An 11,403-nucleotide genomic window follows, 5' to 3' on the forward strand; every position below is an offset into this window, starting at 1 on the left:
CAACGTTCTTTCCCCCCAACGGGCTTTTGACTTTTACCGGTTTCTGCGCTATAATTTTTCGTGGTCGTTGGTTAGCGGTCGGCATCTTGTGAGACATCCGACCTTCAACTTCCGACGTCCGAAACGCGGGTGTAGCTCAGTGGCAGAGCACCGGCCTTCCAAGCCGGCTACGTGGGTTCGATTCCCATCACCCGCTCCATTTACGTTCAAGGTTCAAAGTTCAAAGCAAGAATAAGCTATTGGCAGTGACTAAAAGGGTCAGAATGTAGATTATAGAATAATTAAGAATTCGGAACCACTTAGAACTCAAAACCCGGTTTCCTGTTTTTAACACGTAACGCGAAACTCGCAACTCGTAATTTTGCCCCTGACTGAGAACTTCTACATTCTGCATTCTACCTTCTATCTTCTATATTCTGAATCTGATTTACGTCCCGGTAGCTCAGTGGATAGAGCAGCGGCCTTCTAAGCCGCGGGTCGGGGGTTCGAATCCCTCCCGGGACGCCATTTTAGAAGTGAAAAGTTAGAGGTTGGAGGTTAGAATTTGAAGAAAGAACCGGGTGACCGGTTCTTTTTCTTTTTAAAGCCAAGGAGCCAGGGAATCGCCCATGCTGTGGTGCAGCAAAACGAAGAACGAAAATGTAGACCCGTAAACGTGTTGCTTAGCTGCGGAAGAGTAACTTAAACGGAGCGCGGCGAGAAGTAATACAGTGCAAGGAAGACCAGCGGAGACGAACCGTTTTGGAAGTCGGATGCAAGAGGTTGGAAGTCGGAAAAGAAGCGGGAATTGTCTGTAGTGAATTCCTTCTAATCTAACCTCCAACTTCCGGCCTCTAATCTCCAAAAAATGCGTTGCTTATCGCTGCGCCCTACGAGAGTCCTGAACAGTTATTTATTTAACGCAAGCGGTACCGCCGCCTTCACGGCCAAACAAAGCCGCCGCTCCACCTCGTCCCAGTTCACAAGGCCCCACCAAGCGTCCACGTAGTCGCGGCGTTTGTTCTGATAATCCAGGTAGTACGCGTGTTCCCAAACATCGACCACAAGAACGGGGATACACCCCCACTGGGTCAGGTCCTGGTGCTTCTCGGCCGTCAAAACCTCAAGCCGGCGCCACGCCGGCTGCCATACGAGCAGCGCCCACCCCGACCCTTCAACATCTGTCGCGGCCATGGTAAACTGCTCCTTAAAAGCCGGTACGCCGCCGAAATAACTCCCGATCTTCTCCCTGGTTACCGGTCCGGGCTCCCCGCCGCCCCACGGCGTCATGACCGTCCAGTAAATGCTGTGCAGGATATGACCCGAACCGTGAAAGGCCAGTTCCCGCTCCCAATGCTTGACCAGGGAAAAATCACCGGTCCGGCGGGCTTCCACAAGCTTCAGCTCGGCCTTGTTAAGCCCATCGACGTAGGAACTGTGATGCTTGTCGTGATGCACGCGAAGGGTGGTTGCGCTGATCACCGGTTCCAGGGCATCGTATGGATAAGGCAGCGGCGGCAGCTTATGGCCTCCCGGCGGAACCATTCCCTGACTGCCGGGCCAGATTCTCATCAGGACCACCTCCTGTTTACATAATATGTTATTAACACATTATGCCGGCCGGTACGCCGGGGTACCGGAAAGAATGTTGGCCCTTTGTAAACCATTCATTCAAAATACAGCGCGCGGGGTTAAAATATAAAGGAGTTAAACCGACGTGGAAACGTCGATTAACTGCTATCATGTAATCATTTTCTTGATTCATGTCGTTCTTGGCGTCCTGGCGGTTGATTTATTTTCTGAGGGGGGTTCGGATTTGGGTTTTACCGCCGCTTACCGCCGTCTGGGGGAGGAAGAACTGAGGCGCCGCGTTGCAGCAGCCTACCGCCGCCTGAAAAGCTGTGATACCTGTCCGCGCGAATGCGGCGTCAACCGCCTGAAAAACGAACGGGGCACATGCCGGAGCGGCCGGGAAGTCATTGTTTCGAGCTACGGGCCGCATTTCGGCGAAGAGACGCCGCTGGTGGGCGATTTCGGATCAGGCGCCATTTTCTTCGCATACTGCACCCTGGAGTGCATATTTTGCCAGAACTACGAGCTCAGCCACCTGGGCGAAGGAGAAGTCGTGACCATAGGCCGGCTCGCGCGGATGATGCTCGAGCTCGAAATAACGGGATGCCACAACATCAACCTCGTCAGCCCCACCCACTTCGTGCGGCAGATCCTGGCGGCGCTCTTACGGGCAGCCAAAGAAGGGCTCAACCTTCCCCTTGTTTACAACAGCAGCGGCTATGAAAGCCTGGAGACTTTAAAGCTCCTCGACGGTATTGTGGACATATATATGCCGGATTTCAAATACACCGATCCCGGTGCGGCGGCAAGATATTCCGGTGTTGGGGATTACCCGGCGGTGGTTAAGGAAGCGTTGAAAGAGATGCAGCGGCAGGTGGGAGACTTAACCGTCGACAAAAAGGGAATAGCCACCCGCGGCCTGCTGGTGCGCCACCTGGTGCTGCCGGAAAATCTCGCGGGAACCGAAGAAGCGATGAAATTCCTTGCCCGCGAGGTCTCGCCCAGGTGCTTCGTCAACGTAATGGCGCAGTATTACCCCGCTTACCGCGCCCGGGAGTTCCCGCCGCTGAACCGCCGGGTGACCGCCGCCGAATACCGCGACGCCGTACTCATCGCTCGGAAACACGGCCTCCGGGTCTATACCGGCAAGAAAGGATTTTTGTAAGACGGGGTGGATTTGGTAGTTAGTAGATGGTAATAAATGTGTTATTCACAGGTTGGAAAGTAATCTGTCGTAATCAGAATGCGTGCCTATCCAAAACCAGACTATTATATCGCCTTCCTTAATCCCTACCGCCCGATAACCAAGACCGGCTCGTATCGAAAAGATAGGCTCTGTCGGATGTACTTGTTTGAACCGTAAACTCGGATGATATGGATTCTGCTTAAATAGCTAATACGCATCTTTAGTCCGGCGGCAAACATCTTCTGGAAGTCCCGCAAAAACCTTGCGAAACCGGTTTGTCGTATGTGAAATCATAGCTTGTCAGGATCAAGTTCCTGGGTCCGGCCCCCACGGTATTCTTCCAACGCCTCTTTGGCTAGTTTAGAGAGCATGACAGCTGATTTGTCAAAAGCTTCCCCCCAGCGTTCTTCCGAAATAAGCTCTTCGAGTATCCAAGCCGCAAGCAAATCCTGCTCTTCCAGGGGAAGCTTGGATGCCTCAGCAAATGCTTTTTCAAGTTTCGTCACGTCTTTGCACCTCCCTAGTGTCCTGATTTGCGGTTACATTTACCAACCCTACGCATTTCTTGTACCATAAAGACCCATTTATATTATAACATTCTTATCATGGATGTTGTAAGTCTCGGATATTCTATTCCGCCATTAGGTGCAAATATGCTCTATAGTCCTCTTCGCAAAAGAATGTTTGCTGCCGCCTGTTACACCGCTGTGTAATATGATAGGGTACACCGGGCGCCACTACCCGCGCTATTCTTGCCATGCCTGTATTATAATTGGTATCGGTTCCCAGCACAATAATTCTGTATAGTGTCCCCCGAATTCCAATTGAATTCCAATTCCCCTATACAATTTATTCTTTTTTTATACTTTCTTTCTTCAAATTAATAAAAATTTCTCGTTCTTCTGGTGAAAAATCTTCGAACTTTTCTAAAACAGTGATTTCTCCAGCCAAAATCTTTAACCTGTCGTACTCATAACTCTCTTTCTCTTGTTTATTATAATTTTCAAAAGTTAGATATTGTTTCACCTTGTTTGTTTTACAGTCAAGAATGGTATAACCTACACCACCATAAATGTAAAGTTTATTGTCTTTCAGTCTCCATGTTTTTGCTTTTAACTCTATAGTAACAAATTTCTCAACGTTAAATAATTGTAAATAAATATCATTACGAAAAAACTGATACGTCCCATCCCCAAAAGACATGACGGTATCCCTGCCCTCTCCATGTTTCAGCTGTTCGCATGAGGCACATAGAAATATTAATATAATTACCGTTGTAGTTATTAATAACTTTTTATTAAACATGTTTTTACCACCGCTGTTGGTAGTATGAGGTGATGTCTATTTCAACAGGAACAGAGTGCAGTACACCGCAAGCCGTTGAAATATATCCTAAATCATTTCCTGTCCATCCTATTATTCCAATACCTACCTTCTTTAGAGGATTTATAAGCTCAGTAAAATCAAATTCGTCCATCAATTTGTAGTTGACCGTCCACATTCGAGTTTTATTGTCCCTAGTAGCATTTATATGCGTTTCTGTAATCAAATGTAATCCAAACCACAAATCTGGATTACCAGACTGGGGGAAAAATAAATTTTTGTCGACGGTATCAGGAAGAATAGGACCTTCTCTTTTAGATAAATACTTTTCACAAATTCTATTATGGAATGCTAGAAAAGTTGGATCTAAAGCAACTTCCTGGGCTTGCCATGTACTATTACCCCATTTGAAACTACGTGGCCAATCAGATAAAGCTTCCCTAACTAATATTTCGGATATTTTCCAATCAATCTTATTGAAACCATCCGCTATACGAGTCCAAAATTCACGCTGTGCAGGTCTAGTAGCTGCAACTCCATTTGGTGATGCTATAATTGCTTCTATTAGTTTGTCTACCGCGCCACGGAAATCTTTATAAGCTCCATAATAATTTTTCGCATCTCGATAATGCCTTCCCATATTAAATGCTGCAAAACTATACGGGCTTCTCGTAGTAGAGGCTATTGAAATAGATCCACTTCTATTACCACTACTTCCGCCGCTACCACTGGATGATGCAGCCGCACTTACACCAGCCCCTGTAAGCGCTCCTACAATTCCTCCGATTACTCCTCCTGCCGGTCCACCTATGGTTCCTCCTATAATTCCTCCAATAATTCCTCCTACAATCGTTCCTATGCTTATATGCCCGCTTGGATCAATGAAGTTAATCGGATTATAGCCGCAATAAGCATACGCGTGCTGTTTCCAGCTTGGGTTCTTCGCCAAACTATCGGCTGAGATGAACCGCTGTATCTGCGGGTCGTAGTAGCGGGCTTTCAGGTAATAGTAGCCTGTTTCCTGGTCAAGATATTCCCCGGCGTAACGGAAGGGGTTGTCAAGCTGCTCCACCTCGGCGCGCCACAACGTAGCGAAGGGCTTTCCGGGAACCAGTTGCGGCTCATTATTCAGTTCCTTGCCGAAGGGGTCATACTCATAATCTTTAACAATCTCTCCACGTTTGTCAAGCAGTTGGGTCACATCGCCGTGGCCGTTGAAGAGGTAATAGTAAATATGGTCGGCGGTCTGCCTGGATACCAGGTCGAGGCCATAAAAGTTCCTGGCCTTCGGCAGGCCGCTTTCGTCGGTCTCGAGAATCGGGTTGCCGCCGTCATAGGCAAAGTTGGTGATTTCCCCGTCCACGTCTTTGCTTGTGCGCAGCCCGTTTCCGTTATATTCGTAAAAGACGCGCTTGCCGTCGGGTGTTACAGCTTCGCGAAGCTGGTTCCAGTCGTCAAACCGGTAGTTTGAGTTCTGGGAGGCTACTAATTTCCCGTCGCGGTAGATCAGTTTATTCTTTTCGGTCTGGTTGCCGTTGTGGTCGTAACGGAACAGGGAGCGGGTGGTTTCGTCGCCTTCGGTTTCTTCCTGCAGGAGGAGTTCGCTGTTCCGGTTATATTTGTATAAGGTCTCCTTAACGCGTCCGTCATGGTTCTCGGCCAGTTCCGTGAGGTTGCCCAAATTGTCGTAGGTGTAGTTCTGGGTGAGGTTGTCCGGCAGTACGGCTGTCTTGAGGCGGGAAAGGGCGTCGTAATAGTAACGGCTTGTCCCGTTTTTATCGACCTTCCTGGTCTGGTTGCCGCGCCGGTCGTAAGAGTATTTGTAACTGGAAAGGACTTCGCCGCCTTTCTGGTTTACCAGGCTGGTCAGCATGCCGCCGGGGTTGTAACGGTAGTCGGTGGTCACGCCGGTGACTTCATTGATCGCCGCGGTCAGGCGGTTGGCGGCATCGTACCGGTAACTGACCGCCCGCCCCTGTTCCCTTACCTGCGTCAGCAGCCCCAGGTTGTTATATGAGTATTTGACGTCCATCAGCTTGTCGCTTGACCGGCTGAGGGTCATGCCCACCCTCCGGTCAAGAATGTCATAGGCGTAGGCCAGGGAGATGCCGTTGTCCTGGCGGATTTTGTTCAGGCGGCTCAGGCTGTCGTATTCGTAACGGGTGAGACCCCCGGCGTCCTTCATCTGCGTGCGGTTTCCCAGAAAATCGTAGCTGTATTCTACGGTTTCCCGCCGCCCCTCGAAGACGATCTGCTTCTTGGTCAGCCGGTCCAGCCCGTCGTATTCGTAGTCGTAGGTTTTCCCGTTCCGGTCTGTCAGCGCGAGCAGGTTGCCGCCGGCGTCGTAACGGTAGGTCTCCTTCTTGCCCGAGGGGTCGGTATAAGCGATGATTCGCCCCAGGGAATCATATTCGAAGTGGGTTTCGGCCCCGGCCGGTCCGAAGATGGCGCTTATTCCCGAAGCAACCTTGGTGCATTTGCCTACGGCGTCGTATTCATACTTGGTAAACTCGGATTTACCGGCGCCCATAACCTTTTCCGTTACGGTCAGCAGGTTGCACTCATTGTAACGGTATCTGGTCGTATAGCCTTCGGGATCGACGGTCCGGATCAGGTTCCCGGCGGCGTCGTAATAGTTGCGAATTACGCTCTCTTTCTCCGGCTCGAAAGGCGCCTTCTTAACGATCACCCTTCCCAAGGCGTCGTACTCCACCCGGGCGGTATTGCCGAGTTCATCGGTGGCGGCCACCTGGTTGCCGAGGTAGTCGTATTCGTATTTCCGGCTTTTGCCGAGAGCGTTTGTCCTCTTTATCAGCCGGCCCAAACCATCAAGGGTGTACTTTGTCCGGTTGTCCTTGTAGTCGGTTTCCTCTATAAGGTTATCGAGATAATCGTACGTGTTTGAAGCAGAATACTCTTTGCCGTCCTGCACGCGGCCTTGTTTTACAAGCCGCTCCCTGGCGTCGTAGTAATAGTTGACGACCAGGTCTTTCCGGCCTTTTCCCGATTCTTTCGTAACGGTTATCTTCATCACCGTTCCCGACCGGTCCTGGAACGCCTCGTCGTATTGCACGCCGGTTTCAGCCAATTTTTCACCCCGGCTGTCACGGTGGCCGACCTTGATCAACCGGTTGGCCTGATCGTATGAGTACTCGACGTAGTTCCGGTTCGGGTTGATCTCCTGAAGCACATTGTACTGGTCGTCATACTTAATGTTGACCAGGTCGATATTTTGTTTCTTATCCACCGCCCTGGTAAGCTTGCCCAACCCGTCGAAGTAGTAAATAATTTGGTTTTTGTTCTCATCGGTCACATAGGCAATGTTTTTTGAATCGTCATATTCATACGTTTGTGCGGTCTTGTCCGGGTTGGTTTTTTCAAGCAGCCTGTCTACCAAATCATATTTGAATCTCGTAACGTTGCCGTTGCCGTCGGTTTCGCTCGTTATGTTTCCGGTGGCGAAATCGTAACCGGTATGGACCGTAACCACGGACTTGTTGCCGTCGGCGTCTTTGCTGGCAACGCTTTTCTTCGTCAGGTAGGCATAACCGTACTCCGGCCCGTACTCAAAGTTTGTGGTCACGTCTTCGGAAGACGTTTTCCTGGCAGTGGCTGAAAGCACGTTGCCGTAGCCGTCGTACCGGTAGCTTTGCCGGCTCATCAGGCGGCCGTTGGCGTAGATTGCCTCGGAAGCCACTTCCTTGCCGTCGCGGGTAAGAGCCATTTTCTTCTCGACGGTGGTGTCGGCATTCTGCTTGTACCTGGCGCTTACCAGAAGATTATATCTGAAGTCGTAGGTGTAAAAGACCTTGCGTTCGGAAGAGGTATACTCGCTGCGTTTGGTGGGGTGGTTTTCGACGATTACGTTGCCGCGCGAGTCATAATCGTAGAGGTCGACCTTCTCCATGGCGTTGCCGGTTTCGTTAAAAACCCTTTCCCGCACCCGTACCGGCAGCTTGTACCGTTCGTGATAGCCGGTGTCGGTTTGCGCCATTAGCCTTTTTCCCGTTACTCTAGTCGTTACGGGAAGGTGCCGCCCGTCGAAGGTATACCCGACGGTCAGGTTCTTACTGTTCAGGGCAAATGTTTCGTAGCGGTAGTTGTCCGGTACCTGGTCCGCCTTATAGGTCGGGTAGCCGTCCGGCTCGTTGGCGTACCGGTAAGTCAACCGGTTGAGTATACGGTCGCCGTCCTGGTCGTAACGCTCCCGGACCTTGAAGTATTCCATGCTCCCGCTTTGCCCAATGTTTTTGCGCCCCCGGACATAGCTGTAAATCGTTCGCGCGCCGGTGGGATACTGGATTTCCACCAGGTTGGCATAGTTGTTGAACGCCGGCGGCTTCCCGCCCGCCATGTCGAACTCGGCGGCGTCAAAGGAATACTGGTATTTGACCTCGCGGCCCTCGGCGTCGATGAACCCGGCAAGGTAGTGCTTGCTGGACTGGCCGGGGATCGGACGCTTCATCAGCGTGACCTGTTTCGATCCTGAACTGATGACCGTGGCGGTATCGTTGTAGCCGATCTTAACGGTCCGCCCCACGGAATCCTCGACCATGGTCAGCGCCTTGATGCCGGAAACATCCCCGTAGTAATAACGGATGGTGTTGCGGTGACTGTCACGCTGGCCGATCAGGAAGCCGTCCGCCGAAAAGAAAAACTCATCGCCGTCTTTAAAGTAAAGGCGGTATGCGGCGGTTTCATTACCGTAGCTGAAATCGGTGTATCTTGCAAAGAGCAGGTCGGTCAGCTCGTACTTTTCCAAACCGTTGGCGGGATTGAAATCCGCCTTGTAAACGGACCCGTCCTGCAGGCGGACAAATACGCTGTCTCCCTCAATATCCAGGTAGGGGAGGTCGATCGCCCAGCCTTCCCCCAGAAGGTACCTGCCGGTTAAGGCTTTGCTCCTTTCTTGCGCGGCGTTGTAAATGCCCGCGGCAGCGGTAACGGTCCCGCCCGCATCGTAAGAAAGGTACCCGTTGAAAACCCATCGTTCCTGGTTATACTGCCACTCGGCGAGGACACTATCGCAGTTGGTGTATTCCAGCGCCCCGGTTTTCAGCCAGTAACCGTTCTGGTCAAAAACGTCGTAATAAGCGACCACCGTCTGCCCGTAACTGATCGGCACCGCTGCGCTCCGGGTTGTTTCGTTGAACAGTTTGGCGTCCCGGTTGCGGTATTCCGCCTGGAGCACAAGGTCCATACCGTTCCGTCCGGGCAGGTCGAGAATCGTTTGGAGGATGCTCAACTCACCAGTCTCAGTGCTGATGTTTTCATTTATGCCGCAGCTTTCCTTGCCGAAAGGGGCGTTTAGATTGACGTTGTAAGCCGCCTTCTGTTTATCCTCCCTCAGCACGGACATCAGGTTGGAAACGGTGGTAGGTGCCGTATCCGCCGCAGCGGGTTTGGTAGCTATAAGCAAAGATAGAAGTATAAGTCCAATGATGAATGCGGAACGGAGACAGAACCACGGATTAACACGGATGGACACGGATGGGTTATATACTAAATTTCGTTTTATCCCATATTCGTGTCTATCAGTATCTATCTGTGGTTTGTCATTCATCATTTTCATAAAACAATCCTCTTCCATTCGAGCCTAGCGCGTTTAAAGTTTAGAATTAGACCTACTTTAAGACCCGTGATCTTGAGATAGTTGAGAACCTGGCCAATGTCGTGGTCGGTGATTTGCTCGATCACCTTCGCATCCACAACGATTCGATCGAAGACGATCAGGTCAGGAACATATTCGCCAACCTTGACGCTCTTATAGACCACGTCAAAACGCGCCTGCTGTCGATAGGGGATGTTCTGTATATCGAATTCTACGACCAAAGCGTTTTCATATGGTTTTTCCAGCAGACCGTGTCCCAGGATGTTCAATACCTCTATTGCACAGCCGATGATCTGCTGCGTTTCTTGCTCAAGCAGCAATCTGTGTTTATTTATGCTCATATCCTTTAAACCACGGATTAACACGGATGGACTTGGATAAGCCATAATATCTTAAGTGCATGACTCCATATTGTAGATTCAGACCTTAAACCCGTATAAATATCTTTTCTTAATCCGTGTTTATCAGTGTCCATCCGTGGTTCTGCCCCGCTTTTCATCATTTCTTCGGGTATGCTGCCAATATCTCTTCCCAGCTCATTCCCGTCTTTTTCTTGGCCAAGACATCCTCCGGACTTGTATTGTTGGCCTTTGCCAGTCTGAAAGCGTTTTGCACATCCCACGGGCTATATCCCTGATTTAGGTATGATTCCATCTGTACATCTGTCAGGCCCAACCCGGCTTTAATTTTGGCTGCGTCATCCCGCTTGCGTTCTTCCGCGTCACGGTTTCCGGCCGCAACAAGGGCGGCAAACCCTTTATCACCGATATTTTTATCTAACCCGGGCACGGAAAGGTTGGCCTTTTGGTGAAAGGCCCGCCCCCTGTATCCCAAGGCGTTGGCGACTTCATCCCAGGTCTTGTCGGGTGTTTTTCGTTTTAAAACGTCTTCCAGAGGGAGGTCCTTGGCCTTGGCGATACTGTCGGCTTGAATAATGTCGTCGGGCGAGTAGCCCTGGCCAAGCAGCCGGTGCAGCTCGTCTTTACCCAGCACCTTGTATTTCTTGTATTCCTTGGTGATGTTGCAACCGGCAAGGATTGCGTCCCAGTCGCCGCCTTTTGCCCGCTGCGTCAAAAGTTCTTCGATTCTACCGGTCGGCAATCCGTCACTGACAAGATAATCGTACGCAACATAAAGGTCTGAGGAATCGTATTCCGGTATGAGATGAAACAACTGTTTCTCGGCCCGTATTCCTTCAACCAGGTCTAGTAGCTGCTTATACACCATAATGTTTTTTATCAGTTTGTCCTCGTCACCGACCGCTTTATAAAGGCGCACGACCGTCTTGCGGTCGATCCCGGACAGATGTGAAAGCTGTATTATTTTCGGGTCATTGGCGCTGATAGGGTTGAGGAGATGCTGCACCGCGTATACCGCAAATCCGGTGCAGCAAAGAAAGAGCAGAAAGACTGTCAGTGCCACCGGCCACTTTTTTAAGGAAACGAAACACAGATTAACACGAATTAACTCGGATAGTTTCTTGAAAATATTCATAATGCAACTCTCTTCCGTTCGAGCTTGGCTTCGTTTGAAGTTCAGAATTAAACTGACACTAAAACCTATGATTTTAAAAACGGTTCATCGGTTGGGAGAATGAACCACGGATTAACACAGATGCACACTGATAAGGGTATAAGCTCTCAATTTATTTATTTTCTTAATCCGTGTCTATCAGTGTCCATCCGTGGTTCTATCCCTCGTTCATCCGTGGTTCTTATTCATCATTCATCAC

At 50.3% G+C, this 11,403-nt stretch carries 7 protein-coding genes, 2 tRNA genes and 1 pseudogene; 3 read left to right on the plus strand and 7 right to left on the minus strand.

All coding sequences use genetic code 11. The features are described from left to right. Positions 1 to 125: 125 nt before the first annotated feature. Positions 126 to 199: transfer RNA gene (locus AB1500_09370), tRNA-Gly, on the plus strand. A gap of 232 nt (positions 200 to 431) precedes the next feature. Beyond that, positions 432 to 507, plus strand: a tRNA-Arg gene (locus AB1500_09375). 381 nt (positions 508 to 888) lie between these two features. Here AB1500_09375 and AB1500_09380 read toward each other — a convergent pair. Further along, on the minus strand, positions 889 to 1,551 hold the full coding sequence (locus AB1500_09380) for a superoxide dismutase (protein MEW6183367.1): 663 nt from the start codon (positions 1,549 to 1,551) through the stop codon (positions 889 to 891). Positions 1,552 to 1,795: 244 nt separating this feature from the next. Here AB1500_09380 and AB1500_09385 point away from each other — a divergent pair, with 244 nt between their 5' ends. Further along, a complete protein-coding gene (locus AB1500_09385) occupies positions 1,796 to 2,716 on the plus strand; it encodes a radical SAM protein (protein MEW6183368.1) in 921 nt (306 codons plus the stop codon). A gap of 311 nt (positions 2,717 to 3,027) precedes the next feature. Here the strand turns inward: AB1500_09385 and AB1500_09390 are convergent, their stop codons facing one another. The 6 genes and pseudogenes from AB1500_09390 to AB1500_09415 form a co-directional block, all read right to left on the minus strand. Then, on the minus strand, positions 3,028 to 3,243 hold the full coding sequence (locus AB1500_09390) for a hypothetical protein (protein ID MEW6183369.1): 216 nt from the start codon (positions 3,241 to 3,243) through the stop codon (positions 3,028 to 3,030). A 127-nt stretch (positions 3,244 to 3,370) separates the two neighbouring features. Further along, positions 3,371 to 3,496, minus strand: a pseudogene (locus AB1500_09395) (transposase). Positions 3,497 to 3,586: 90 nt separating this feature from the next. Beyond that, positions 3,587 to 4,042 (minus strand): hypothetical protein, encoded by a 456-nt coding sequence (locus tag AB1500_09400; GenBank protein MEW6183370.1) that lies wholly within the window; start codon positions 4,040 to 4,042, stop codon positions 3,587 to 3,589. Positions 4,043 to 4,046: 4 nt separating this feature from the next. Continuing rightward, entirely contained in the window at positions 4,047 to 9,479 is a 5,433-nt protein-coding gene (locus tag AB1500_09405) for an RHS repeat-associated core domain-containing protein (protein ID MEW6183371.1), read from the minus strand. Between the two features lie 149 nt (positions 9,480 to 9,628). Then, on the minus strand, positions 9,629 to 10,012 hold the full coding sequence (locus tag AB1500_09410) for a GxxExxY protein (GenBank protein MEW6183372.1): 384 nt from the start codon (positions 10,010 to 10,012) through the stop codon (positions 9,629 to 9,631). A gap of 157 nt (positions 10,013 to 10,169) precedes the next feature. Beyond that, positions 10,170 to 11,165: a hypothetical protein gene (locus tag AB1500_09415; GenBank protein ID MEW6183373.1), complete on the minus strand. Its 996-nt coding sequence runs from the start codon at positions 11,163 to 11,165 to the stop codon at positions 10,170 to 10,172. Positions 11,166 to 11,403 lie beyond the last annotated feature (238 nt).

It is taken from the genome of Bacillota bacterium (assembly GCA_040755295.1).
Lineage (GTDB): Bacteria > Bacillota > Desulfotomaculia > Desulfotomaculales > Ammonificaceae > SURF-55.